A 25,084-nucleotide genomic window follows, 5' to 3' on the forward strand; every position below is an offset into this window, starting at 1 on the left:
TCATATTTATTTTTTAATAATAATTTCTTTCCTAACTTTACTCGCTTACAAAACAAAAGTCAATTATTTTTTGTATAGATTTTTTTGGTAATTATACAAAAATTCGAATACAACAATCATTTTAACTTTTCTATTTCTTCTTTCAACATTGAAATCCAATAAAATTCATTATTTTTTATTGTTGCTAATATCCATTTCGTAGTGTACCAAGCTAACTCATACTCTTCCTTCGTGACATCACCACTTTTATAAGCATCCTCTAGCTCCTCTTCATCTAATACATACACCTTACCGCTAGGTAATAATACTACATCTAAATATAAATCATCAAAATACGGTAAACCACGATCGTCTATTTTATATTCTTTCGCCACATCGATATAATATTGCACTAATTTTTTCTGATCATCTAACATAGCGGTAATCGCAAAGTTTTTCCCGTCTATGAAATATTGAATCCACGTATACTGATCCGCTGCAATACAAAGTTCTTCACCATCATATTCTTTACAACTAGGCTCTCTCACTTTTTTTATATCCAGTATTCCGAGCATTCCCTCTTCCACTTGCTTAACCGTATAACTCTTTTCTATTAGCCTCTTCCACGAAGAACCGTCACCATATTTACGTTTCATTATGTCTGCTCCTCTTCTATATACAGAAAAGCTCCCACATATTATGTGAGAGCTTGTTCATATTATAATTAAGCCGCTTGACCCTTTTCAGAAATCTCTTTTAAATAAGCTTGTCCTTTTTCAGCGTCATATTGACCTTCCCACTTAGACATAACTACAGCTGCTAAAGAGTTTCCTACAACGTTAACTGCTGTACGAGCCATATCTAAAATACGGTCAATACCAGCAATGAACGCTAAGCCTTCAGGTGGAATACCTACTGTACCAAGTGTCGCTAATAATACAACGAATGATACGCCCGGTACACCTGCGATACCTTTTGATGTAACCATTAATACAAGCAATAATGTAATTTGTTGTGTAATAGATAAATCAATACCGTACATTTGTGCTAAGAAAAGAGCCGCAATTGCTTGATATAAAGTTGATCCATCTAAGTTAAATGAATAACCTGTCGGAATAACGAAAGATGTAATTGCTTTCGGACAACCGAATTTCTCCATTTTCTCCATGATTTTTGGTAAAACTGTTTCTGAGCTTGCTGTAGAATACGCTAAGATCAGCTCGTCTTTTAAAATCTTAAAGAATTGGAAAATGTTGATTCCAAATATTTTCGCTGTAAGTCCTAAGACAACTACGACGAAGAAGATCATTGCTCCATATACGACAATTAGTAATTTCCCTAATGGAATTAATGAAGCAAGACCAAATGTAGAAACTGTAACACCAATTAGTGCAAACACACCAAATGGTGCAAATTTCATAACTTGGTTTGTTACGTAAAACATTGCGTCAGCTACACCTTGGAAAAATTGAAGAACTGGTCTTCCTCTTTCACCAATTGCTGCTACACCTAAACCAAATAGTACAGAGAAGAAGATAATAGCAAGCATATCTCCGTCAGCTAACGACTTCATAATGTTCGTTGGAACAATATTTACAAATGTATCTGCAAATGAATGACTTTGTACTTGTTCTGTCGTATGTGTATATTTCGAAATATCTGTCTTTGTTAACTGCTCCATATTTACGCCTTTTCCTGGTTGGAAAATATTCGCTATTAATAGACCAACAATAATTGCAATTGTTGTAATAATTTCAAAGTAAAGAATTGTTTTTCCGCCTAGTCGACCTAGTTTTTTAACATCGCCAACACCAGCAACCCCAACAACAATACTTGCTACAACAATCGGTACAACGATCATTTTAATTAATCGGATGAAAATATCACCAATTGGTTGTAAGTACTTCACAACAGCTGGATTATCAAAGAAAATCGCCCCAACCGCAATACCAAGCGCAAGCCCTATTAATATTTGCCATGCAAGTCCTATTCTTTTCATATTTGTTGTAACCCCCTCTTCGATGTGTCACTCTATCTCTCATTCTATCTCTATAAAACTAAGAAATTAAGAGTATTACATATTATTCGACAATTCACTACATTTTGTCCCTGTTAAAAATCATAAATCAAAAATTTAAATCTGACAACAAAATAACTTTGCCCGAACACAAATAATTTTCTTGACAAAAAGCAGACCCATGTCAGAAAACCTAACATGAGAACGATTCCTCACTAGTGTTTTATTAGCTTTCCAAGTAATATTTCACCTCATAAAAACGATTACTTTCCTTCTTCATTTTACAGATTAATTCCAAAATATACCTTTGTTACACATATGAATAAAATGTATGTACTATGACAATTACAGTTGAAAAATGATAAATTCCGACAAAACTTAGCAATTTTATAAATTTTTCTTTACATTATGATTACAACGATAGACACCCCTCTTCTTATGATATATAACATTCATAGGGAAAGGAGTCAGACAACAATGAAAAAGAAATTTGCAGCGTTTAGTGTTTTAGCAGCAGGAACGATTTTTGCTTCCCCGTTACTTTCACCTGCATACGCTGAAACGAATCAAGATAAATTATCTAACATTCAATCTGAATTAGAAGGCAAACAAAGTGACTTACAAAATAAATCAGTCGAGAAAGAACAAATAGAAAAAGAAATTCAAGAATTACAGAAGAAAATTGATGAATTAACTACTTCTATTAATAAAAACGAGACTGAATTAAATGATACAAAAAAAGAAATTAGCAAAACACAACAAGTAATTACTGACAAAAAGAAACATATAGAACAATTACAAACAAACATAGATACACGTCAGGAAGTTATTAAACAACGGTTACAATCTATGCAAGAAAAACCGCGTACCAATATCATTACAGAAGTATTAACAAACTCTACAAACATTGCTGATCTTGTTGATAATATGTACTCCGTAAGTTTAATATTAAACAACGATACAGATATTGTAAAAAAACAAACATCTGATCAAAATGCTGTAACGTCAGAAAAAGAGGCTGTTGAGAAAAAAGAACAACAACTGAAAGAATCTGAACAAAAACTAGAACAAAAACAGCAAGAATTACAAAATAACCAACAGCAGCAGCAAACTCTTATTAACGATCTACATACGAAAGTAGCAAAAGTAGATTCAGAGATTGAAGGATTAGAAGAATCCAAAGGCATTTTAGAAAATCAACGTCAAGCTGTTCAAAAAGCAATTGAAGAAGAAAAACGTGCCGAAGAAGCTCGTAAAGCGGAAGAAGCTCGCCAGGCAGAAGAGGCTCGCAAACAACAAGCTACTAAATCTGCTCAAGCAACTCAAGCGGCCCCAACACCACATGATACAAATATCGGTGGCTTTATCAAACCAGCAGCTGGATCAAAAACTTCCGGATTTGGTGTACGTTCTTTAGATAATCATAAAGGAATTGACATCGCCGCTTCGGGAACGGTTCCAATTATCGCTGCTGCAGATGGCGTTGTTATTCGCTCAGAATTATCATCTAGTTACGGAAACGTAGTGTATTTATCTCACCGTATAAACGGAAAAACATATACGACAGTATATGCTCATATGAATAGCCGTTCTGTATCGAATGGACAAACTGTAAAACAAGGCGATCAGCTTGGATTTATGGGGAATACGGGCCAATCATACGGACAACATTTACACTTTGAACTTCATCTTGGAGAATGGAATGTCGGCAAGACAAACGCAGTTGACCCATCTCCTTATATCGGATTATAAAAAACCTCGGTACCTACCGAGGTTTTTTATTTACACTTCACACAATATAGGCATTCTACATAGACTATAACTAAATGCCTATAGTTTACGGGGTGATCAATATGAATACGCAATTACAACAAAAAATAGAAGAAGCTAGAGAGACGTATATTGGCCGGATATTTACATTTGGCGGCTCAGTATTATTTTTAATCGGTTCATTCCTTGCAGTCACTACAGCCTATAAAGCATATAATCGTTTATTACACTCATCAACATCCACATAAAAAAAGACGGGAGATCCCCGCCTTTTTTTATGCAAACATTTTAAATACACCTATCGCATTTAAAAATACAATTATTACAGTTACCGGAATAACATAACGAAGTAAGAAGAACCAAATGTTAAATAACGTTTTCCCCTTCGTTTCCGTCACTTCTAATTCTTTCATCAATAACTCTTTACTCATTTTATTTGGTACAAATAATGAAATAGCTAGTACTCCTAACGGCAGCAATACGTTACTTACCGAAAAGTCAACTAAATCAAAGAATGTTTTCCCGAATATTTTCACGTCACTCATAATCCCAAATGATAAAGCTGATGGAATACCGACTGCAAAAATAAGAATACCGATTAATAATGATGCTGACGGACGCTTCTTCTCATTACCTTTCGCAACAGATGCTACTACAATTTCAAGCATTGAAATTGCTGATGTTAAAGTCGCAAAGAAGAATAAAATTAAAAACATAATAAAGAAAAATTGACCAAATGGTATTTTTGCAAATACTGCTGGAAGGACGATAAACAGTAATCCTGGTCCTTCAGTTGGTTTTACTCCTAATGCGAAAATCGCTGGGAAAATTGCTAATCCTGCAAGTACTGTAACAAAAACAGTTAAACTTACAATAGATGTTGCTGATTTCGCTAAATGTTCCTCTTTCTTTAAATACGAACTATACGTGACCATTACTGAGGCACCTACTGTTAGTGAGAAGAAAGATTGTCCCATCGCGTATAAAATCGTATCTGCTGTAAGCTTTGAAAAATCTGGCTTTAAGAAGAACTCTACTCCAGCAAAAGCACCATCGAGTGTTAACGCACGAACAATAATCGCAATAAATAAAATAAATAATAGCGGCATCATGTACTTACTTGCCTTTTCTATACCTTTCTCTACACCTTTACTTACGACAAAAATTGTACAAAGCATAAAGATAAATTGTGCTCCAATCGCACTTAACGGATTTGAAATCGTTTCACCGAACAATTGTCCATAATCAGCTGCTCCATTCCAGAAACTTCCTGTCACACTATAATATAAATAAAGTAAAATCCATCCACCTACAACACTATAAAAAGATAGTACACTAAAACAAGTAACAACTCCCATACGACCAATCCAAGGATATACTTTGCTATTTGGCACTAGTACTTTATAAGCTGTAACGGCCTCTTTTTGCGTGCTACGTCCAATAACAAACTCCGCTATTAAAAGAGGCATACCTATAAATAAAGTTAATAGTAAAAATACAAGGAAGAATGCGCCTCCCCCGCCATTACCTGCAACATATGGAAATTTCCATATCGCACCAAGACCTACTGCGGCTCCGGCTGCTGCGAGTACAAAGCCTATTTTCGACGTCCATTGCTGTGTTTCTTTCATCATAAATTCTCCTTTTCTGAATATTTAAACTTTTGTTAATTATACACTTTCATTTCATACTCGCACACCTCCTTTAGAAAATAAAAAAGTCCCCTACACGCAAATATGCATGTAGAGGACGATATATGTAATATAAATACCGTGGTACCACCTCAATTGGATTGATAAATCCCACTTGTTCAAGTACAGGAATAATTCCGATACTCTATCCTTTTAACGGCGGAACCCGGGTTGCCTACTACAATGTTCAACATACCTCTCGCAAGCCCATTCTGTATATTTTATCGTACCGGGCTCCCACCTAACCCCAGCTCTCTGAACGCATCAAATATACGTACTCTTCTTGCTCATCGATTTTATCTATTGAAGTTACTTGTGATTATAAATTATATTTTTATATTTGTAAAGCTCACTTTATCTTTTATTATTTTAAAACCTTTTCCTCTAATTCTCGTAAAAAACTTTCTCTTTTCCCCTCGTTTTGCACATATACTGATTTCAACACTTCTTGGAGCAATATATTTCGCTCTCTCTTTTCTAACTGTAAATCTTTTAACTTCACCCTTACTTCATATAAAAAATCTAAATACGATTCATATGTCTCATCATATTTATTTGCAATCTCATCTCGAATTTTTTTTGCGAGCTTAGGGCTCGCTCCCCCAGTAGAAACTGCTATATTAAGTAAACCACGATGAATTGCTGCCGGAAAATGAACATTACCACTTTCCGGATTTGTAATAACATTTACTAATTGATTCTCGGCGGCATCTTCAGCAACTTGTTCATTTAATATTGAATCACTACTCGCTGCAACAACTAAAAAAGCACTTTTAATATCACTTTTCTCATATTCTCTTTGATACCAACGAATTTTCTTTTCTTCCACAAGTTTTACTAAATTCGCATCTAATTCTGGACTTATCACAACTATATCCGCACCCTGTTTGAGTAAAGGAATAATTTTAAATCCTGCAACTTTTCCCCCACCAATAACAACAACGCGTTTCTCATTAACTCGCACTGTAAGTGGATACATACTGATCTCCTTTCAATAACTCCGTCGTTTTCTGAATTAACATATCTTGAAACGCTTCATTCTTCCCTAAATATGGACTGATTTTTATCTCTCCCAATTCATATTGGCGCACTTCTTTCTCAATATGTTTCATAAGTAAACCTGTAAATAACAAGTAAGGCAGTACAACGATGTTCTTTTCTTTTTGTTCTACAACTTCCTTTAACTTCTCCTCAAATTTTGGCTCTGCAGCCGCTAAATAACAAACTTCTACTTTTTTAACCTTCTCTTTTGTTTGAAATAAAGAAGCAATCCAGTTTATATCTCTTAATACTTCAGGATCACTGCTCCCTCTTGCAACAAGAAGTAACGTCACTTCATTTTTATCTTCCTGTTCGATGCCACTTCCGCTATACACCGATTTAACAAGTGTTTTTGATACACCAAACGGATTACCATAGGTCACTTTAACATCCGAAAATTGATTAGTTAACTTTTCCAATTCAAAAGGGATATCTTTTTTTACATGCCCTGCCGCTAATAAAAAAACAGGGATAGCAATAATCTCAGTGGCCCCACGCTTCACACATGTACGAAAACCATCTTCAATAGAAGGATTCGCTAACTCTAAAAAACAAACTTCTTGAATAGTCGCTTCTATACGGCTCATACACGATGTAATAAATTGAATCGCCTCTTCTTTCGCTGTCTTCAAACGACTTCCATGACATATATATAAGACGGCTTTCATTTTACAACACTCCACTTACTTGATAAGCATTTTCTGTCTGCTTCTCAAACCAATGAATTTTTTCTCTAAAACGGACAACCTCTCCAATTACAATCATACTCGGATTTTGAATTTGCTCTTTTTTCGCAACATCTACAATTGTCCCTAACGTTCCAACAACTGTGCGTTGCATAGACGTCGTCCCCTGCTCAATAATAGCAGCTGGCGTACTTTTATCTTTTCCATGCTTCATAAGTTGCTCACATATGTAGGGCAAATTACTAACCCCCATATATACCGCTAAAGTCTCTACACCTTTCGCTAAACTCTCCCATTTCACTTCTTCTTCAGCACCTTCTTTCCTATGCCCAGTCACAATAGCAAAACTTGCACTTGCATCACGGTGCGTCACTGGAATGCCCGCATAAGCAGGAGCAGCTATTCCAGCTGAAATACCAGGAATGATTTCAAATGGTACACCTTGCTTTGCTAATGCTTCAGCTTCTTCTCCCCCTCTACCAAACACAAATGGATCGCCGCCCTTAAGCCTCGTTACAACTTTTCCTTTTTTCGCATACTTAATAAGAAACGTGTTAATTGTCTCTTGCTTCATCGTGTGATAATTCGGGAGTTTTCCGCAATAAATTAAATCCGCGTCAGGCTTTGCGTGTGAAAGCAGCTCTTTATTCACAAGTCGGTCGTATAAAATAACATCTGCCTTCTCAATACATTTCAACCCTTTAACAGTAATTAAATCTGGATCGCCAGGACCCGCTCCAACAATATAAACCTTTCCCATCATCTCTCCTCATTTCTTCTATTAAAATGAAACTTCCATTCGTATATAAGAATGGAAGTTTTTATTTTTTCGTATTACTGATCTCTACTCATGAATAACAAATGCCGCACCTTTTCGAATCTTCTTTTTTTCAAACAAAGAAATCTCTTTTACCTCTGGCAACGGTAAAAAATGCTTTTCAAGCTCAATCTCCGCAAGCTTAAATGCCTGTTCTTCACCTTGAGCAACAACAACTATCGGAACAATATCACTCACTAATACAGCTTCAAATCGATATAAATCCATATCGTCCCTCCTAAGACGCTATGACTTCTTCTAACACGTTATTTAACGCTATTTGTAATGTATCTACACCAACACGACCTACAAAATCATAAAATGTCTCGGCTGGTAATTTATTCTCTTTGAAATAACTTATAAATGATGCAAGTACATCAGGTAAATCCTCGCCATCTATTTTTCCTTTTAACTTTTGATTGTAGGCACCGCCATCTAACAATGTTCCACCTACGTATATTTCAAACGCTTCAACAATGCCTTTTTCCTTCGTTTTCATTTTCACCCCTTGTAACCCAATGTCAGCAATTTGACGTTGACCACATGAATTCGGGCAGCCTACCATATGAATTCGAACTGGAACATCGAGTACAATTTGTGTATCTAAGTATTCTGCAATTTGACGTAATCTTTCTTTCGTTTCTACTAGTGCAAGATTACAATATTCAATACCGGTACATGAAACCGCATGACCAATAAATGATTTCGGGCTTGCAGATATCGCTTCAAACAGCGGTTCACTAAGTAATCCTTTTACATTTTCCGGAGGAACGTTCGAAATAATGAAATTTTGTGAATTACATGTACGAATTTGTCCATTTCCATATTGCTTTGCGATTCTTGCAACCTCAAACATTTCTTCTGCATGTAAACGACCTACCGGTACATTAAAACCTACATATTTTAATCCCTCTTGTTTTTGGTCTTGAACACCATAAAAATAGCCTGCATTCCATCCTTTGAGTGCACTTTCCCCTTTACTTTGTAAAGGCCCTGTATACTCTATTAGTTTCTCTTTAAATTTCTCTGCTCCCCAGTCCGCAACAAGAAATTTCAAACGCGCTAAATGACGTTTCTCACGATATCCAAAATCACGGAATATAGTAGCAATTGCAATCGCCACCGCCTTCACTTCTTCTGGTAAAACGAATACATCTAATTCCTCAGCTAAATACGGACGGGCTGATAATCCTCCACCTACTTTTATATGAAAACCAACTTTTTTCTCACCATCTATTTCTTTCGTAGCAGGTGTAAATGCAACACAGTTAATCTCTGCGTTTGCTGAGTTATAAATATTAGAACTAATAGACATTTTAAATTTACGTGGTAAATTAGAAAACTCTTCATTATGCTGGAAGTAATCGTATACTTCTTTTACAATATGCGTTGTATCAAATAATTCATTTGCATCAATGCCAGCAAGCGGATTACCTGTAATATTACGCGTTATATCACCACACGCTCCAGCTGAAGACAATCCAACTCTCGCTAATCTATTAAAAATATCTGGAATTTGCTGAATTTCCAACCAGTGAAACTGAATCGCTTGTCTCGTCGTAATATCTATTACATCACGTCCATAATCTTCAGCGATAGAAGCAAGCACTTCTGCCTGTGCATTTGTAATAATCCCTGACGGAATATTTACCCGCATCATAAAATAACCAGCTTCTTTTGGACGTTGTAAATACAATCCTGCCCATTTAAAGGCATCCCACTCTTCTTTTGGAATAGATTCGAATCCATTTTCCGCATAGTAAGGAATATCATTAAAAATTTCTAAGCCATCTTTTTCTAATTTATTTTTCTCCGTCTGATTTAATTTTTCATTGTTAGCCCATACTTTTTCATAACTCATTGTTTATCCCCCTATATAAAACTACGCTCTTGTAAATACTTCACGATTTGTTCCGCACATTCTTCAATAGAATATTTGTGCGTTTCTACAATTAATTCCGCTTGTGCTGGCTCTTCATAAGGCGAATCAATACCTGTGAAATCCTTAATGTCACCTTTTCTTGCCTTTTTATAAAGTCCTTTCGGATCACGTTTCTCACACTCTTCAATCGGACACTTCACAAAAATTTCAATAAATTCATCTGCCGCTAATAAATCTCTTACTTGTTTACGGTCCACTCGAAATGGTGAAATAAATGCTGTAAGGACAACTGTTCCTTGATCTACAAATAACTTTGCCACTTCGCCAATACGTCTTATATTTTCCATGCGATCACTTTCAGAAAATCCTAAGTCTTTATTTAAACCGTGACGAATGTTATCCCCATCCAGCACATAATTTCCAATATTCCTTTCAAACAGTTTACGAGCGACCGCATTCGCTACTGTAGATTTACCCGAAGCTGATAAACCAGTAAACCAAATTACAAAACTATGATGTCCATTCTTCGCTCTTCTCTCATCTTTTGAAACCGAAGCTGTATGCCAAGTAATATTCGTATCCATCTCGTTCTCTCCCTATTCTGTTACTACTTCTTTTTTCAATCCTTTAATTAGCACTTCCACTACTTCTTTACGACTAAATGTACTTGGCGGAATCTCACCGTTTCTTAATAATTCTCTTACTTTTGTACCCGATAAAATAACATGATCTTCTTTTCCGTGCGGACATGTTTTCGTTGAAGCCATCGCTTCACATTTCGTGCAGTAAAAACTATGTTCAAAGAATAGTGGTGTAATTCCTAACTCTTCTATCGTAAAATTTGTGAAGATTTCTTGCGCTTCATACGTTCCGTAATAATCTCCTACTCCAGCATGATCACGCCCTACTATAAAGTGGGTACATCCAAAATTCTTTCTTACTAACGCATGAAATATCGCTTCCCTTGGTCCTGCGTAACGCATGGCAGCAGGAAATACACTTAAAAAGACACGATTTTTCGGATAATATTTTTGAAGAAGTACTTCATAGCTTTCCATTCTTACATCAGCAGGAATATCATCCGATTTCGTTTCTCCGACGAGCGGATTTAAAAAGAGACCATCTACAATTTCAAGAGCAGATTTTTGAATATACTCATGGGCACGATGTACCGGGTTTCTCGTTTGAAATCCGACCACTGTTTTCCACCCACGTTTTTTAAATGCTTCCCTCGTTTCAATTGGGTCTAAATGATAAGAAGGAAATTGATTATTTTCAAAGCGTTTTGTTAGAATAATAGTTCCTCCAACGTAAACGTTTGGTCGTTCATATAATTTTTTCACTCCTGGATGAGCCTCATCCGTTGTTTTATATACAAGTAACGCTTCTTTTTCTTTATCTGGTACAAAAATATCTTCTATTTGAATGACACCGTATATATTTCCATTGTTGACAAGCTTTACTTCCTCTCCAACCTTCAGGCTTTCTGCGACTTTTTCTGTTACTGGTAATGTAATCGGTATACTCCACACACTACCATTTGCTAAACGAAGCGTTTCTACAACTGAATCATAATCTTCCTTCCCTAAAAAACCAGTAAGGGGGCTATATCCACCTGTCGCCAATAGTTCTAAATCACTTAACGCAATATTGTCTAATTTAATTTCTTTTTCAATTTGTGATACGTCATATGTCTCATCTATACGGTTTACTAATTCGTTTACTATGCTCATTTTTCTATATCCTCTCTTAGCTTTATTTCAAGATTCATCTTATTGGTAATGAAGACCACATTCGGTTTTCACTTTCCCAGCCCATCTACCATCTCTTGAATCGCCACCATCCCCTACAGGTAACGTACATTTCTCACACCCAATACTTGGATAGCCAACATCATGCAACGGGTTATACGGCAAGCTATGTTTGTATACATATCGCCAAACTTCTTTCCACGTCCAATGAATGAGTGGACAAACTTTAATAGATTGAAAACGATGATCTTGATTTATAAACTTTGTATGCTTACGTGTTTCTGATTGTTCCCTTCTTAAGCCCGATATCCACGCTTTTTCCGCTGCTAATGATTTTTCTAACGGTAAAATTTTTCTAATCTTACAACAAAGATTCGGATTACTTTCCCATAATTTCTCACCATGCAACTTCTCTTGTTCATCAAGCGTAAGTTCCGGTTGTTTTTCTATAATATTTAATGAAGGAAATCGCCTCCGCACTTTTTGAATTAATTCATATGTTTCTTGAAAATGAACATTTGTATCCAAAAATACAACTTTAGCAGATGGATTTACTTGGTTTATAAGGTGCAGCAATACCATACCTTCCACCCCAAAGCTACATGCGTAGACGATTTCATCTTTATATTCTTTATAAGCCCACTTTAATACTGATAGCGCGCCTTTTGTTTCATCTTCTTCCGAAAACGAAACAACATTTTCTTCCCACGTTTCATACGTCAACATGTTTTTTCCCCCTGTAAAGGCAAAAAGACGGTTTTAACCTAATGAAAATAGGTTAAAACCGCCTCTAGTTTTTCTAGTCAGCGCTTTTCACTTTAAACGTACTTTTTCACTTTTCTCTAACTGAATTACTTTTCCATCTTGCACAACAATTGTAATTGAACCATATTTCATATCAGCAAGCATCGCTTCAATCTTCTCGGATACTTCATCAAAATGTTCCCGTACACTCACGCGAACAGCCCCCCCTTTTTATTCATAAAAAAAATCTTTCCCATTTCGAAAAGACTGTTCGGTAATATATTTTACCTTATCTTTCAAAATGGATCCCATTTTGCTGGATTTAGCACCTTGCTTTCTATAAGCAGGTTGCCGAGCTTCTTCGGGCCAGTTCCCTCCGCTTCTCTTGATAAGCTTTGTATTTGTATTTTATCACAATTCTGATTTTTTTCAATCCTAGTTTTCCGATATATTTTAATTATTTTATTTTATAAAAAAGGAATTGCCCATACGAACAACTCCTTTTCCTATTTAGACAAGTTCTTTAATACGTATGCGATCGTTCCCAATAATATTTTCATATGTTTCGCGTTCCACAACTACTTGCGATGTTCCGCCTTTTGCAAAGACAACGGCTGGTCTTCGAATCCGATTGTAATTATTCGCCATCGAGTACCCGTATGCTCCTGTACAGGAAACTGCTAGTAAATCAGAAGCAACGACTTTCGGTAAATGAATATCCCAAATCAACATGTCTCCACTCTCACAGCATTTCCCGGCAATCGAAACGAGTTCCTCATTCTCATCATTCCCTCGATTCGCTAACATCGCTTCATAACGCGCGCTATATAAAGCAGGTCTTAAATTATCTGTCATTCCACCATCGACTGATACATATTTCCGAATACCAGGAATATCTTTCACAGATCCAACTGTATAAATTGTTGTCCCAGCATCACCTACAATGCTACGTCCTGGTTCAATCCATATTTCTGGCAATGGATATTCACATACAGTAAATTGTTCTCTCACTGCACTTGTTACAGCTCGCACATATGTCTCAAGAGTTAATGGTGTATCTGACTCTGTGTAGCGTATTCCAAATCCCCCGCCTACATTTAACACTTTTACTACATAGTTTGTTTGCTCTCTCACTTCTACTAAAAATTGGCGAAGAACTTCAATCGCTCGAACAAAACCAGCTGTTTCAAATATTTGCGATCCAATATGTGAATGGATCCCTAGCACATTATAATTGGATTTTTGTAAAGCAAATCTAATTGCCTGCATCGCTTGACCGTTTGAAACGCCAAATCCAAATTTCGAATCATCTTGGCCTGTCGTAATATATTCATGTGTGTGCGCCTCTACTCCAGGCGTTACACGAATTAATATGTTCACAAACTTTCCATGTTGCATCGCTAAATCGTGTAAAACTTCTAATTCAAAGAAATTATCTACGACAAAACAACCGATATTCGCCTGAAGAGCCATCACTATTTCTTCTTCTGTTTTATTATTTCCATGAAAATGAATACGTGATGCCGGAAATCCTGCTTGGAGCGCAGTATATAATTCTCCCCCAGAGACAACGTCTAATGACATATTCTCTTCACGAGCTACTCGGCACATCTCCATGCACAAGAACGCCTTGCTTGCATATGCTACTTGATAAGAGAAACCACTTTCTTTAAAAGCACGATGAAATGCTCGGCATTTTCCTCGAATAGACTCTTCATCGTATACATAAAGTGGTGTTCCGTATTGCTTTGCTAGCTGCGTCGTATCGCACCCTCCAATTTCTAAGTGTCCTTGCCCATTAATTCGGCTTGTGCCGTGTAAATACATTTAAATTCCTCCCTTATTTCCTCTAAAACTCATAACCCCAATCTTCTATTCATTGCAGCACGCTTTTAGATAGACAAAAAACGCGCGGAACAATGTTCACACGCGTTTCTTATTAGGAAAAATATATATTGAAAAAATAAACGAGTTGTTATCTCCTCAAAATAAGAAACCGCATCAACATCTCCAAATAGCTCTCCATAAAATAAATCTTATGACAGTACTACATTTATTCAATGCAGTCCCAATATATGAATAAGATGGTTATTCTTATATTTCGGCAATAGTCCCTTTCAACCTATGATCACAGATTCCATTAAATCTCCCATAGCTTACTCTTTCCTATCGCGGCCTCTACCTTTGAGAGTAGATGAGGTAAGTCTATTTAATTTTCAAACATCTAATTGTTGCTATTAACAATACCAAAGGACCATTTTATTTGTCAAACAATTTTTTATATTGTTTTTTTGCAGTTTAATTTCGTATCGTCTGGTAAGCGCTTTACTAATACCTTTGTTACTTCCCATTCGCCTTCTTCGTTATTAAATGTAATCGTTACCTTCTCAAATGGTGGAGCAATTTTCCCAGCAACACGTTCATACTTTGTCACTTCAATACTTGCTTGAAATAAATATGTACCGCTATACACTTTTTTTAAACTAATAATTTTAGGACATTGATAAGGTTTCAAACTTCCATATTGTTTTTCAATTGCTTTATTTATTTTTGGAAATAAAACAGAATAAAGTGCATCTTCCATAAGAGGTGCATCATATTGGGCTACCGACACACTCGGTGAAGTGAAAAGTATAACACTACTGCATGCTATAAAATATAATAATTTTCGCATTATAACCTCCGTATTATCACGCGATTCTTTCTGCGTACGATAATTATCATACATAGAAATTCTGTTTTATTGTCTCCCACCACTCTTTTTCTACTCGATTATTATAAAAAAGCCCACAACCTTCTTTTATTTTCGTATAATGATACTCATAGTATAATAATCATAATAACAAAGGACTGTTCGTATATATAAAATGAGTCGTTTAGCAAACTGACTCTCAAGAACTGTCATGCTTTTTAGGAGAGGAGTATATTATGCTACAACATCTGTTTCCAAAACTGCGATTTGCACTCGTTGCAGTCGTTTTACTATGGATTAAAACATATATTGTGTACAAGCTAGCATTTGATATTAAAATTGATAATTTCTTTGAAGAATTCATGCTTTTTATCAATCCACTAGCTGCGTTACTTTTATTTTTCGGCTTAGCTTTACTTGCATCTAAGCACCGAAACCGAATTATAATTGGAATCAGTTTTATACTGTCATTTATTTTATTTGGAAACGCAATGTTTTATGGGTTCTATAACGATTTCGTTACTTTCCCAGTTTTATTCCAAACAAACAATATGGCTGATTTAGGGACAAGTATAAAAGAACTCTTTACGTACAAAACATTACTTTTATTTGCAGATGCAATTATTTTAATGTTTATTTCGCGTAAATTCCCATCATTTGGCGACAAAACACCACTTTCCCGCTCAGAGAAGCGAACTTTCTTTAGCGGTGTAACAGCTTTATTAGCACTACAAATTGTTGTATCAGTTATTTATAAACCACAAATGTTCTCACGCTCATTTGACCGTCAAACTGTCGTGAAGAATTTAGGTTTATACACATATCATCTATTTGATATTACGCTTCAATCCAAGTCCTCAGCTGAGCGTGTATTTGCAAGTGGGGATGGGTTTTCTGAAATTAAAAACTATACAGACTCAAAAGACAAACAAGTTGATAAAAACTTATTTGGAGCTGCAAAAGGTAAAAATGTAATTTTAATTTCAATGGAATCTACACAAAGCTTTGTTATTAATAAAAAAATAAATGGAAAAGAAATTACACCATTTTTAAATGAATTTATTAAGGATAGTTTCTATTTCGATAACTTCTATCATCAAACTGGACAAGGTAAAACTTCTGATGCTGAATTTATCGTTGAAAACTCACTTTATCCGCTAGATCGTGGTTCTGTATTCTTTACTCATGCAACAAATGAATACACAGCGACACCAGAACAATTAAAGAAATACGGATATTCTTCTGCCGTCTTCCATTCAAATGATAAAACGTTTTGGAATCGGGATGTAATGTATCCTGCGCTTGGATATGATCGTTACTTTAATTTAAATGATTACGCAGGAACGGAGCAAATGTCTGTCGGTTGGGGATTAAAAGATAAAGAGTTCTTTGAACAATCTATTCCAAAGTTAAAATCTTTACCGCAACCGTTCTATACAAAATTTATTACATTAACAAATCATTTTCCATTTCTTCTAAATCCGGAAGATCAATATGTTGATGAATTCAACTCGGAAAGTGGTGTTGTAAACCGCTACTTCCCAACTGTTCGTTACACAGATGAAGCTCTTAAATTATTTATTAAACAATTAAAAGAAGAAGGATTGTATGATAATTCCGTTATTGTCATCTATGGTGATCATTACGGTATTTCCGAAAACCATAACGCAGCTATGGCACAGTTCCTAGGAAAAGATACTATTACACCATTCGATTCTATGCAATTACAACGAGTCCCTCTTATTATTCATGTGCCTGGCCAAGAAGGAAAAGTTGTTTCTAAAGTATCCGGTCAAATTGATATTAAGCCAACGCTCCTTCATTTACTTGGTATTAAAACAAATAAATCCGTTGAATTTGGAACTGACTTATTTATTAAAGAGAAAGACCCGCTTATGGTAATGCGTGATGGTAGCTTTGTTTCTGAAGAGTATGTTTATACAAAAAATATGTGCTACAAAAGAAGTACGGGTGAAGAAGCTGACATGACGCTATGTCAGCCGTATATTGAAAAAGCAAAAACAGAATTAAAACTCTCCGATAAATTAATTTATGGAGATTTATTACGCTTCGATCCTAATAATCGATATAAAACTGGAACGATGACAACGAAATTTGAATAGTAAAGGAAGCAACTTTATACAAGTTGCTTCCTCTTTTTATTTTCACTTAATTTTCAAACCATCCTTCTATGAACTCTTTCACAAATTGGTAATTTCTTTCGTATGAGGAATAAATTTATGGTATGATAAAATAAGTAAACTTTCATACACTAATTAAGAATTTATTACAGAAAGCAAGGGATCAGATTTTGTATAGAGCAGCTATTCCAAACTTATTTACGCTCGGAAATTTATATAGCGGATTTTTATCAATCGGCTATGCATCTTTAGGATATTATAAATCAGCTGCTATTTTAGTACTTATCGGGATGATGTTAGATAGTCTTGATGGTCGTGTTGCTCGTTTATTACGTGTTGATTCACAAATGGGAAAAGAGCTCGACTCGCTTGCAGATGTCGTAACATTTGGTGCAGCACCAGCTGTTTTAATGTATTACACATCTTTCTCAAACTACGGAATCATCGGATTATACATAGCGGGATTATTCCCTCTTTTCGGAGCATATCGTTTAGCACGATTTAATGTAACACCATCTTCTACTTCAATGAAATATTTCACTGGAGTACCGATTACAGCAGCGGGAGGGCTTGTTGCTTTCTTAACATTATTTTCACATACCATTCCAAAAATCGTTCTTATTACCGTATTTGTAACGTTCGCATTTTTAATGGTGAGCCGCATTCGTATCCCAAGTTTAAAAGATGTACCAATTCCACGATATAGCATCATTATTACACTATTTTTAGTTGGAATCATTATTACAATGTATCAAACAGGATTTGGAAATTTTTCTGTTTTCTTATTCATTGCCATTCCACTATATATTTTGTACATGTTATCTCAATTCATTAGACAAAGACCGTCTAAAAAAGCGAATAAAGAAAAATAAGAAAACCTTCCGAGTCCGGAAGGTTTCTTTTTATTTTGTAACTAATACCTTTTGATTTACAGGTGTTACTGGCTCTTCGCCGTTTAATACAGCTAAAATATTTCTGACAGCCATTTCAGCCATCGCATCACGAGTTTCAAATGTTGCATTCCCTACGTGTGGAGCAAGTACTACATTCTTTAATTCTTTTAGCTCTTCTGTAATTTTCGGTTCAAATTCAAACACGTCAAGAGCTGCTCCTTCAATTTCATTCGTTTTTAATGCATGAGCAAGTGCTGCTTCATTCATAATTGGTCCACGTGAAGCATTTACAATATACGCTGTTTTCTTCATCATTTTAAACTGCTCTTCATCAATCATATGATGTAATTTTGGATTATAAGCACAGTTAATTGTAATAAAGTCTGCTGTTTGTAATAATTCTTCCAACATCACATACGTTGCCCCCAGCTCACTTTCAGCTTCAAGCTTACGATTTGGCCCTGTATATAAAACATCCATTCCAAATGCTTTCGCACGTTTTGCAACAGCCTTCCCGATTTCTCCAAGACCTATAATTCCGATTGTCTTACCATGAACTTCTCGTCCTAAGAAAAATAACGGTGCCCATCCGTTAAATCCAGTCGTACGACATAACGTATCCCCTTCAGGAATTCTACGCGCCGCTGCTAAAAGAAGTGCAAATGTTAATTCTGCAGTCGCTTCCGTTGATACTTTCGGTGTATTCGTAACTGCAATTCCTTTTTCGCCCGCATACGTGTAATCAATATTGTCGTAACCAGCACCATAGTTTGCAACAATCTTTAAATGAGGCGCTGCATCAATAACTTCTTTTGGCACCTTTGTCGAAAGTAAACTTAACAATGCATCTTTATCTTTTACACGCTCTGTTAATTCATCTATAGAAATTAACTCCTCTTTATCGTACATTTCTACATCATGATCTTTTAATAGTTCTAATCCAATTTCCGGAATTTTTCCCGCTACTAATATTTTTGCCACTACTAACACCTCTTCTATAGAAAATAAGATATCTCTTATATTTCATTGTAAGAAATCCACATATAAAAACCAAGGAATTTGATTATAGTTTTAAAAATCGACACTTTTCCATGAAAAAAGAGGAGATGCAACTCTCCCCTTTTCTTACGATTTTTCCTGCGATTCTTTTCCAAGCTTCACATCAATCGTTCCTTCTGCAACCGTATCGCTAATTTGCTCCTCAATAACCGATTGAGATTCAGCATTCGTTTCAGAAGTATAAGCTTGTTGCTGTGCACCTTGTACATTTTGTTTATTTTGTTGTTTCGCCATTTCTTACCCTCCTTTTCATTCTTTCTTATTTTGAACAAAAAGGACGGTTTTCATCAAAAAATTGCGTTTCATTTTGAATTTGTTACTTCTTCTTCAAGCGACCTCATTACTCTTGCTCGCTTCGTAAATGTTGCAACCTGAGTAACACCGTGAGCTAGTAATGTTTGTACATTTTCTTGTACATAATTCCCTAAATCATTTGGATAATGGGCATCCGAAGAAATCGTAATTGGAACACCATACTTAGCTAATACTTGTAAATATAGTGGACTTGGGCACATTTCACGAACAGGATAACGATAGTATAATCCTGCATTTATTTCTGTTGCCGTATTCGTTTCTACTAACGCACAGGCAATTTCCTCATAATAAGAAAGCTGTTCATTCTCATCCAATCGATAATTAAATACCTTTATATTATCAAGATGAGCGATAATATCAAATAACTCGGTACGAATCGCACTCTCAACTGTTTTAAAAAACATATCATATAATGCGCGTAGGTCATGCTTCTCAAAATATTCTTTCGTATCTGGATTATCAAATCCCCAGCCATTTAGAAAATGAACGGAACCAATTATATAATCAAAGTCTCCTAGCGCTAATAATTCTTTTAACTCTCCTTCACAACCAATAAAATAATCCGCTTCAATTCCAAGTTTAAGTGTGACACCTCTTTTACTCCATCGTTCTTTCGCCTCTTCAATGACCTTTGTAAAATCATACAGTGAAACTACCCTTACTTGATCTAACCATTCCTTCTGTATACGACCGAGCTTAGAATCACTAATATCTACATATTTTTCATAATATCCTTTCGCTTCATGAAAACGATATAAATGATCAACAATCCCAACTTCTGTTATACCTTTTCGCACAGCTTCTTCTAAATAGAGGTCCATCCATTCTGTTGTAAATGGCCCTTCCTTCACACGCTTTTGCAAACGCTCTTGTGTTTTCATAAGCCAATCAATAGAATGCCTTTCTTGAAGCGGTTCATAACGTTCCAGCGCTTCATTTATTTTAGCAAGCCATCCTATTGAATACGGTCCTTCTTCTAAGTGAAGATGATAATCTACTTTCATATACATTCCCCCTTATAATGTATCTATTTCCCTTCTATCCCCAACTCTCGAAAGCTTTCCATTTCGTTCTTTCACCTCTCGCATGACATCTTCCAATGTAATATTTTTTTCAGCTAATAAAACGAAACAGTGATAAAATACATCAACCATTTCTTTCACTACTTCTTCTTTATCATTATTTTTACATGCGATAATTACTTCAGCACACTCTTCACCAATTTTCTTTAAAATTTTATCTTCTCCTTTTGAAAATAAATAATTTGTATACGATTCAGGAAGTGGGCTTTCCTTTCGTTCTTCAATTGTTTTATACAGCAACTTAAAGGCATTTTCCATATGTATCCCCCTATATAATTTGATAGTGAAAACATGTCTTCTCTCCCGTATGACAAGCAGGTCCTACTTGTTTCACATTCACAACAATTGAATCTTGATCACAATCCAAATATAAAGATTGCACATATTGAAGATTCCCTGATGTTTCCCCCTTATTCCATAACGACTGCCTCGAACGAGAATAAAACCATGTCCTTTTCGTCTCTAACGTTTTTTCATATGCTTCTTCATTCATATAAGCTAGCATTAAAACTTCTTTCGTACCTTCTTCGATGACAATTGCTGGTATTAATCCTTTTGAAAAATTAGGTTTCATAACCGCACCTCAACATTTGCATCTCTTAATTTTCGCTTTACACTCTGCACTGTCGCCTCACCATAATGAAAGATGGATGCCGCTAACGCTGCATCAACTGTTGTCTTTTGAAAAACTTCTATAATGTGATCCGTATGACCACAGCCCCCTGATGCGATGACTGGAATGGAAACACTTTTTGAAATTTCTTCTGTTAAACGAAGGTCATATCCGCTTTTCGTTCCATCTGCATCCATACTCGTTAACAAAATTTCACCTGCCCCAAGTTTAACAACACGCTTCGCCCATTCTATGGCATCCATTCCTGTGTCAACTCTTCCGCCGTTGACGTATACGTTCCATTTACCTTCTGCTACTTTTCTAGCATCAATTGCCACGACAATACATTGTGATCCAAAGTGTTCTGCCCCTTCTTCTATAAGCTTCGGGTTTCGCACTGCCGCTGAGTTTATTGAAACTTTGTCTGCTCCAGCTCTTAGTAAATTGTACATATCTTTCACACTTGAAATCCCCCCGCCAACCGTAAGAGGAATAAATACTTTAGCTGCTGTTTTTTCTACAACATCTATAATCGTTTTTCTTCCTTCATGAGTCGCTGTAATATCTAAAAATACGATTTCATCTGCCCCTGCCTCGTTATATGCTTCAGCTATTTCAACCGGATCACCGACATCTTGTAATCCTATAAAATTTACACCCTTTACGACTCGCCCTTCTTTCACATCTAGACATGGAATGATTCGTTTCGCTAACATAACTTCGTTACCTGTAACACTTCTTCTAAATCAATCGTTTTCTCGTAAAGCGCCTTTCCAATTATGACACCATATATATTCATATCATTTAACTTTTTCACATCTTGAATAGATGCCACTCCTCCAGAGGCGATGAGACGAATGCCCACAATTTTTTGAAGTATCGCTAATTGTTCAAAATTTGGACCTGCAAGCGTCCCGTCTTTCGAAATGTCTGTAAACACAATCGTTTGAACACCTAAACTTTCCATTTGTTTCGCTAAACTAACGTAAGAAATTTCAGACAGATCAAGCCAACCTCTCGTTGCTACGAAACCATTTTTCGCATCAATTCCAACAATGATTTTCTCTTTATATAGACGAACTGCTTCCTCTAAAAATGACTTATCATAAAGAGCTGCTGTTCCTAAAATCACTTTTTCTACACCTGCTGACAATAACTTCTCCACCGTTACAAGTGAACGAATTCCTCCTCCCACTTGCACAGGAATAGGTACCGCCTTGCAGATTTTTTCAATGACGGGCAAATTTAACGACTCGCCAGCAATTGCACCGTCTAAATCAACAATGTGTAGTATTTCCGCTCCAAGCTTTTCAAATATGATCGCCTGCGCTACCGGATCTTCATTCATCACCGTTTCTTTACTAAACTCTCCTTGATAAAGTCTAACGCATCGCCCTTCTTTTAAATCGATAGCTGGGAAGATTTCCATGCTTCTACCACTCCTTGAAAATTTTTTAATATTTGCATGCCAATTTCGCCACTTTTTTCTGGATGAAACTGTGCACCAAATACATTTCCTTTCGCGACAAACCCTGGTATTTGCATGCCATAATCACTTACTCCGCATACAATTTCATCTGGACAATCCGCGTAATATGAGTGAACATAATACACGAAAGAACCATCCACTAATCCATTCCAAAGCGGAAATTCTCTTTCCTTCCTTAATTCATTCCATCCCATATGAGGAATTTTATAAGAAACTTTTAACTTACGAATTTCCCCTGGTAGTAAACCTAACCCGCTACAATCTTTTAGTTCCTCACTTCGTTCAAATAAAAGTTGCATGCCCAAACATATACCAAGGAGTGGTTTTCCTATGTCACAAACTTCTTTTAGTACACACACTAAATCTCTTTCTTCTAATACGTCCATCGCTTTCGGAAATGCACCTACTCCCGGTAGAATCACGCCATCGCTTCTCAATATCTCTTCTTTATCACTCGTTACAATGTACTCTGCGCCAATATATTTTAATGCTTGCTCTACACTGCGAATATTCCCCATTCCATAATCTATAATGGCAATCAATTACAACATCCCTTTCGTTGAATTTACACCAGTAATGTTGGCATTTTTTTCGACCGCTTCTCTAAGCGCTCTACCAAAAGCTTTAAATAATGCTTCAATTTTGTGATGTGTATTACTTCCGTATAGAACGCGCGCATGTAATGTAATATTGGCAGCATGTGCAACTGCTCTAAAAAATTCTTCCGTCAATTCTGTATCAAAATCCCCGAGCTTCGGATTTGTTAATTCCCCTTGAAATACACAATATGAGCGTCCACTTATATCAATTGCAACAAATCCTAAAGATTCATCCATCGGTACATACGCGGAACCGTAACGATTAATTCCTTCTTTATTTTGCAATGCTTCTTTCAAGCAATTTCCGAGTACAATTCCAACATCTTCAACGGTGTGATGTGCATCGACAAATACATCACCTTCTGCCTCAACTTGCAATCCAAATCTTCCATGTCTAGCAAATAAAGTCAGCATATGATCGAAAAAACCAACCCCCGTTTGAATAGATACACTCGTACTTTCATCAAGCTGCAAACTTAATTTAATTTTTGTTTCTGTCGTCTCACGTGCTTGACTGGACTGACGCATTATTTTTCCTCCTCAAACCTTATTTGGATTGCTCTCGCATGTGCATGTAACCCTTCTTTATTTGCAAGCTCTACAATATGATGCTGTACATTTTTTAACGCTTCCTCTGTATAAGAAATAAAACTTGATTTTTTCACGAAATCATCGACTGATAACGGAGAAAAAAATCTTGCCGTTCCGCTCGTTGGTAATACATGATTCGGTCCCGCCAAATAATCCCCGAGCGGTTCAGGTGCATATGGCCCAAGGAAAATAGAGCCTGCATGTTTCACATAATCTAGAGCATTCATCGGTTCTTTTATATGTAACTCTAAATGTTCTGGAGCAATTTCATTTGATAACTTTAGTGCCTCCTCTAAAGAAGCAACAATAAAGATGGCTCCATTTCTATTTATTGATTCACGTGCAATTTCACTTCTTGGTAACGTTTCTAACTGTCTTTCTACCTCTTTTTCTACTTCTTTAGCTAGTTCCACATTCGTTGTAATACAAATCGCCGTTGCTCTCTCATCATGCTCTGCTTGCGATAATAAATCCGCTGCGATATATTTTGCATTACCTGTTTCATCCGCGACAACTACAATTTCTGATGGACCAGCAATCATATCGATATTTACTATCCCGTATACTTCTCGTTTCGCTAGAGCGACGTACAAATTTCCCGGTCCAACTATTTTATCCACTTTCGGAATCGATTCCGTCCCGTATGCTAAAGCAGCAATTGCTTGTGCGCCACCTATCGTATAAATTTCATCTACTCCCGCAAGATTTGCAGCAGCTAATATATGAGGATCAATTCCCCCTTTCCTCGGCGGTGTTACCATTACAATTTTTTTCACACCTGCAAGTTTCGCCGGCAATACATTCATTAATACTGAAGAAGGATATGAAGCTGTCCCACCTGGTACATATACACCTACATTTTCTAATGGCCGAATAAGCTGCCCTCTAATTATGCCTTTACTTTCACAATCGAGGATTGAATACTTCTTTTGTTTTTCGTGATACGAAACAATGTTTTTCTTCGCCTCTTTTAAAGCTTCTAAAAATGAATTCTCTACAAACATACTCGCTTGCTGTATTTCTTCTTCACTTACACGAAAATCTTTCATCTCTACACCATCAAACTTTTTTGTATAGAAAGATAAAGCCTCATCTTTTCCTTCCCTTACATTTCTAATGATTTCTCTTACACTTCTTTGAACAGTTTCTTCTATTATATTAGCGTTTTCTCTTAGCACTTTTATTTTAGATAATGCCTCCTTAAAATCTTCATAAATGATTTCCACTTTAAA

General features: G+C 36.1%; 28 protein-coding genes, 2 riboswitches and 1 other annotated feature. Of the genes, 4 read left to right on the forward strand and 24 right to left on the reverse strand.

Going from position 1 to position 25,084, the window contains the following annotated elements:
* Positions 1-116 precede the first annotated feature (116 nt).
* Both ACS2CR_RS02240 and gltP read right to left on the reverse strand, forming a co-directional pair.
* Positions 117-635: a DUF402 domain-containing protein gene (locus ACS2CR_RS02240; protein WP_000824661.1), complete on the reverse strand. Its 519-nt coding sequence runs from the start codon at positions 633-635 to the stop codon at positions 117-119.
* 68 nt (positions 636-703) lie between these two features.
* Entirely contained in the window at positions 704-1,978 is a 1,275-nt protein-coding gene (gltP, locus tag ACS2CR_RS02245; protein WP_000821131.1) for a glutamate/aspartate:proton symporter GltP, read from the reverse strand.
* A gap of 495 nt (positions 1,979-2,473) precedes the next feature.
* Between gltP and ACS2CR_RS02250 the strand changes: the two genes are divergently transcribed.
* Together ACS2CR_RS02250 and ACS2CR_RS02255 are read left to right on the forward strand one after the other, a co-directional pair.
* Positions 2,474-3,748, forward strand: coding sequence for a murein hydrolase activator EnvC family protein (locus ACS2CR_RS02250; RefSeq protein WP_000726071.1), 1,275 nt, complete (start codon positions 2,474-2,476; stop codon positions 3,746-3,748).
* A gap of 101 nt (positions 3,749-3,849) precedes the next feature.
* Positions 3,850-4,014 carry a hypothetical protein gene (locus ACS2CR_RS02255; RefSeq protein ID WP_001096002.1) on the forward strand — a complete coding sequence of 55 codons (165 nt, stop codon included), beginning with the start codon at positions 3,850-3,852 and terminating at the stop codon, positions 4,012-4,014.
* 27 nt (positions 4,015-4,041) lie between these two features.
* Here the strand turns inward: ACS2CR_RS02255 and ACS2CR_RS02260 are convergent, their stop codons facing one another.
* The 12 genes from ACS2CR_RS02260 to ACS2CR_RS02315 all read right to left on the reverse strand — a co-directional run bounded on the left by ACS2CR_RS02260 (position 4,042) and on the right by ACS2CR_RS02315 (position 15,052).
* Positions 4,042-5,397 carry a sodium-dependent transporter gene (locus ACS2CR_RS02260; protein WP_000665440.1) on the reverse strand — a complete coding sequence of 452 codons (1,356 nt, stop codon included), beginning with the start codon at positions 5,395-5,397 and terminating at the stop codon, positions 4,042-4,044.
* 111 nt (positions 5,398-5,508) lie between these two features.
* Positions 5,509-5,757: a binding site (T-box leader), on the reverse strand.
* A 64-nt stretch (positions 5,758-5,821) separates the two neighbouring features.
* A complete protein-coding gene (locus tag ACS2CR_RS02265; RefSeq protein ID WP_000283363.1) occupies positions 5,822-6,436 on the reverse strand; it encodes an NAD(P)-binding protein in 615 nt (204 codons plus the stop codon).
* The gene (locus ACS2CR_RS02270; RefSeq protein WP_053512841.1) at positions 6,411-7,166 is read right to left on the reverse strand and encodes a sirohydrochlorin chelatase; all 756 of its coding nucleotides are present in this window, start codon (positions 7,164-7,166) and stop codon (positions 6,411-6,413) included. The genes ACS2CR_RS02265 and ACS2CR_RS02270 overlap by 26 nt, the downstream gene beginning before the upstream one ends.
* A gap of 1 nt (position 7,167) precedes the next feature.
* Entirely contained in the window at positions 7,168-7,944 is a 777-nt protein-coding gene (gene cobA / locus ACS2CR_RS02275) for a uroporphyrinogen-III C-methyltransferase (RefSeq protein WP_000521255.1), read from the reverse strand.
* Between the two features lie 84 nt (positions 7,945-8,028).
* On the reverse strand, positions 8,029-8,229 hold the full coding sequence (locus ACS2CR_RS02280) for a DUF3906 family protein (protein WP_053512840.1): 201 nt from the start codon (positions 8,227-8,229) through the stop codon (positions 8,029-8,031).
* Between the two features lie 10 nt (positions 8,230-8,239).
* Positions 8,240-9,862, reverse strand: coding sequence for a nitrite/sulfite reductase (locus ACS2CR_RS02285; RefSeq protein ID WP_016109659.1), 1,623 nt, complete (start codon positions 9,860-9,862; stop codon positions 8,240-8,242).
* Between the two features lie 11 nt (positions 9,863-9,873).
* Positions 9,874-10,467: an adenylyl-sulfate kinase gene (cysC, locus tag ACS2CR_RS02290; protein WP_016109658.1), complete on the reverse strand. Its 594-nt coding sequence runs from the start codon at positions 10,465-10,467 to the stop codon at positions 9,874-9,876.
* A gap of 12 nt (positions 10,468-10,479) precedes the next feature.
* Positions 10,480-11,616 carry a sulfate adenylyltransferase gene (gene sat, locus ACS2CR_RS02295; RefSeq protein ID WP_000029494.1) on the reverse strand — a complete coding sequence of 379 codons (1,137 nt, stop codon included), beginning with the start codon at positions 11,614-11,616 and terminating at the stop codon, positions 10,480-10,482.
* A 39-nt stretch (positions 11,617-11,655) separates the two neighbouring features.
* The gene (locus ACS2CR_RS02300; RefSeq protein WP_000959013.1) at positions 11,656-12,360 is read right to left on the reverse strand and encodes a phosphoadenylyl-sulfate reductase; all 705 of its coding nucleotides are present in this window, start codon (positions 12,358-12,360) and stop codon (positions 11,656-11,658) included.
* A gap of 87 nt (positions 12,361-12,447) precedes the next feature.
* Positions 12,448-12,591: a YezD family protein gene (locus ACS2CR_RS02305; protein ID WP_000116158.1), complete on the reverse strand. Its 144-nt coding sequence runs from the start codon at positions 12,589-12,591 to the stop codon at positions 12,448-12,450.
* Between the two features lie 73 nt (positions 12,592-12,664).
* Positions 12,665-12,773: riboswitch (SAM riboswitch) on the reverse strand.
* A gap of 115 nt (positions 12,774-12,888) precedes the next feature.
* Positions 12,889-14,205 carry a diaminopimelate decarboxylase gene (lysA, locus tag ACS2CR_RS02310; RefSeq protein WP_053512839.1) on the reverse strand — a complete coding sequence of 439 codons (1,317 nt, stop codon included), beginning with the start codon at positions 14,203-14,205 and terminating at the stop codon, positions 12,889-12,891.
* Positions 14,206-14,385: 180 nt separating this feature from the next.
* A riboswitch (Lysine riboswitch) is annotated at positions 14,386-14,567 on the reverse strand.
* Between the two features lie 89 nt (positions 14,568-14,656).
* Entirely contained in the window at positions 14,657-15,052 is a 396-nt protein-coding gene (locus ACS2CR_RS02315) for a DUF3888 domain-containing protein (protein ID WP_001228824.1), read from the reverse strand.
* A 254-nt stretch (positions 15,053-15,306) separates the two neighbouring features.
* Between ACS2CR_RS02315 and ACS2CR_RS02320 the strand changes: the two genes are divergently transcribed.
* Together ACS2CR_RS02320 and pssA are read left to right on the forward strand one after the other, a co-directional pair.
* Complete coding sequence (locus ACS2CR_RS02320; protein WP_000939082.1) at positions 15,307-17,193, forward strand: LTA synthase family protein; 1,887 nt, start codon at positions 15,307-15,309, stop codon at positions 17,191-17,193.
* Positions 17,194-17,381: 188 nt separating this feature from the next.
* Positions 17,382-18,083 (forward strand): CDP-diacylglycerol--serine O-phosphatidyltransferase, encoded by a 702-nt coding sequence (gene pssA / locus ACS2CR_RS02325; RefSeq protein WP_000285417.1) that lies wholly within the window; start codon positions 17,382-17,384, stop codon positions 18,081-18,083.
* Between the two features lie 30 nt (positions 18,084-18,113).
* On the opposite strand, the gene ACS2CR_RS02330 is transcribed toward pssA, so the two are convergent.
* From ACS2CR_RS02330 to hisD, 10 genes are all read right to left on the reverse strand, one after another.
* Entirely contained in the window at positions 18,114-19,085 is a 972-nt protein-coding gene (locus tag ACS2CR_RS02330) for an NAD(P)-dependent oxidoreductase (protein WP_001062835.1), read from the reverse strand.
* A 144-nt stretch (positions 19,086-19,229) separates the two neighbouring features.
* Positions 19,230-19,397 (reverse strand): YozQ family protein, encoded by a 168-nt coding sequence (locus ACS2CR_RS02335; RefSeq protein ID WP_153602474.1) that lies wholly within the window; start codon positions 19,395-19,397, stop codon positions 19,230-19,232.
* Between the two features lie 68 nt (positions 19,398-19,465).
* On the reverse strand, positions 19,466-20,482 hold the full coding sequence (locus tag ACS2CR_RS02340) for a histidinol phosphate phosphatase domain-containing protein (RefSeq protein ID WP_000861846.1): 1,017 nt from the start codon (positions 20,480-20,482) through the stop codon (positions 19,466-19,468).
* A gap of 12 nt (positions 20,483-20,494) precedes the next feature.
* A complete protein-coding gene (gene hisE, locus ACS2CR_RS02345) occupies positions 20,495-20,818 on the reverse strand; it encodes a phosphoribosyl-ATP diphosphatase (protein ID WP_000426357.1) in 324 nt (107 codons plus the stop codon).
* A 10-nt stretch (positions 20,819-20,828) separates the two neighbouring features.
* On the reverse strand, positions 20,829-21,134 hold the full coding sequence (gene hisI / locus ACS2CR_RS02350; RefSeq protein WP_000803961.1) for a phosphoribosyl-AMP cyclohydrolase: 306 nt from the start codon (positions 21,132-21,134) through the stop codon (positions 20,829-20,831).
* Positions 21,131-21,889, reverse strand: coding sequence for an imidazoleglycerol phosphate synthase cyclase subunit (hisF, locus tag ACS2CR_RS02355; RefSeq protein WP_000880109.1), 759 nt, complete (start codon positions 21,887-21,889; stop codon positions 21,131-21,133). Before hisF ends, hisI begins: the two co-directional genes overlap by 4 nt.
* Positions 21,883-22,602 carry a 1-(5-phosphoribosyl)-5-[(5-phosphoribosylamino)methylideneamino]imidazole-4-carboxamide isomerase gene (gene hisA / locus ACS2CR_RS02360; protein ID WP_000402291.1) on the reverse strand — a complete coding sequence of 240 codons (720 nt, stop codon included), beginning with the start codon at positions 22,600-22,602 and terminating at the stop codon, positions 21,883-21,885. Before hisA ends, hisF begins: the two co-directional genes overlap by 7 nt.
* Positions 22,575-23,204, reverse strand: a complete 630-nt coding sequence (gene hisH / locus ACS2CR_RS02365) for an imidazole glycerol phosphate synthase subunit HisH (protein WP_000560353.1) — start codon at positions 23,202-23,204, stop codon at positions 22,575-22,577. Before hisH ends, hisA begins: the two co-directional genes overlap by 28 nt.
* On the reverse strand, positions 23,205-23,789 hold the full coding sequence (gene hisB / locus ACS2CR_RS02370; RefSeq protein ID WP_001249951.1) for an imidazoleglycerol-phosphate dehydratase HisB: 585 nt from the start codon (positions 23,787-23,789) through the stop codon (positions 23,205-23,207). It lies immediately after the preceding gene.
* Positions 23,789-25,078, reverse strand: a complete 1,290-nt coding sequence (gene hisD, locus ACS2CR_RS02375; protein WP_309567864.1) for a histidinol dehydrogenase — start codon at positions 25,076-25,078, stop codon at positions 23,789-23,791. The genes hisB and hisD overlap by 1 nt, the downstream gene beginning before the upstream one ends.
* Positions 25,079-25,084: the final 6 nt, after the last annotated feature.

This window comes from Bacillus cereus group sp. BceL291 (assembly GCF_051776705.1).
In the GTDB taxonomy this organism is placed as follows: Bacteria; Bacillota; Bacilli; order Bacillales; family Bacillaceae_G; genus Bacillus_A; species Bacillus_A cereus.

Bases quoted from the DNA above. Each gene is read 5' to 3' on its own strand.
- ACS2CR_RS02240 (WP_000824661.1), bottom strand. From the start codon at position 635: ATGAAACGTAAATATGGTGACGGTTCTTCGTGGAAGAGGCTAATAGAA.
- gltP (WP_000821131.1), bottom strand. From the start codon at position 1,978: ATGAAAAGAATAGGACTTGCATGGCAAATATTAATAGGGCTTGCGCTT.
- ACS2CR_RS02250 (WP_000726071.1), top strand. From the start codon at position 2,474: ATGAAAAAGAAATTTGCAGCGTTTAGTGTTTTAGCAGCAGGAACGATT.
- ACS2CR_RS02255 (WP_001096002.1), top strand. From the start codon at position 3,850: ATGAATACGCAATTACAACAAAAAATAGAAGAAGCTAGAGAGACGTAT.
- ACS2CR_RS02260 (WP_000665440.1), bottom strand. From the start codon at position 5,397: ATGAAAGAAACACAGCAATGGACGTCGAAAATAGGCTTTGTACTCGCA.
- ACS2CR_RS02265 (WP_000283363.1), bottom strand. From the start codon at position 6,436: ATGTATCCACTTACAGTGCGAGTTAATGAGAAACGCGTTGTTGTTATT.
- ACS2CR_RS02270 (WP_053512841.1), bottom strand. From the start codon at position 7,166: ATGAAAGCCGTCTTATATATATGTCATGGAAGTCGTTTGAAGACAGCG.
- cobA (WP_000521255.1), bottom strand. From the start codon at position 7,944: ATGGGAAAGGTTTATATTGTTGGAGCGGGTCCTGGCGATCCAGATTTA.
- ACS2CR_RS02280 (WP_053512840.1), bottom strand. From the start codon at position 8,229: ATGGATTTATATCGATTTGAAGCTGTATTAGTGAGTGATATTGTTCCG.
- ACS2CR_RS02285 (WP_016109659.1), bottom strand. From the start codon at position 9,862: ATGAGTTATGAAAAAGTATGGGCTAACAATGAAAAATTAAATCAGACG.
- cysC (WP_016109658.1), bottom strand. From the start codon at position 10,467: ATGGATACGAATATTACTTGGCATACAGCTTCGGTTTCAAAAGATGAG.
- sat (WP_000029494.1), bottom strand. From the start codon at position 11,616: ATGAGCATAGTAAACGAATTAGTAAACCGTATAGATGAGACATATGAC.
- ACS2CR_RS02300 (WP_000959013.1), bottom strand. From the start codon at position 12,360: ATGTTGACGTATGAAACGTGGGAAGAAAATGTTGTTTCGTTTTCGGAA.
- lysA (WP_053512839.1), bottom strand. From the start codon at position 14,205: ATGTATTTACACGGCACAAGCCGAATTAATGGGCAAGGACACTTAGAA.
- ACS2CR_RS02315 (WP_001228824.1), bottom strand. From the start codon at position 15,052: ATGCGAAAATTATTATATTTTATAGCATGCAGTAGTGTTATACTTTTC.
- ACS2CR_RS02320 (WP_000939082.1), top strand. From the start codon at position 15,307: ATGCTACAACATCTGTTTCCAAAACTGCGATTTGCACTCGTTGCAGTC.
- ACS2CR_RS02335 (WP_153602474.1), bottom strand. From the start codon at position 19,397: ATGGCGAAACAACAAAATAAACAAAATGTACAAGGTGCACAGCAACAA.
- ACS2CR_RS02340 (WP_000861846.1), bottom strand. From the start codon at position 20,482: ATGAAAGTAGATTATCATCTTCACTTAGAAGAAGGACCGTATTCAATA.
- hisE (WP_000426357.1), bottom strand. From the start codon at position 20,818: ATGGAAAATGCCTTTAAGTTGCTGTATAAAACAATTGAAGAACGAAAG.
- hisI (WP_000803961.1), bottom strand. From the start codon at position 21,134: ATGAAACCTAATTTTTCAAAAGGATTAATACCAGCAATTGTCATCGAA.
- hisF (WP_000880109.1), bottom strand. From the start codon at position 21,889: ATGTTAGCGAAACGAATCATTCCATGTCTAGATGTGAAAGAAGGGCGA.
- hisA (WP_000402291.1), bottom strand. From the start codon at position 22,602: ATGGAAATCTTCCCAGCTATCGATTTAAAAGAAGGGCGATGCGTTAGA.
- hisB (WP_001249951.1), bottom strand. From the start codon at position 23,789: ATGCGTCAGTCCAGTCAAGCACGTGAGACGACAGAAACAAAAATTAAA.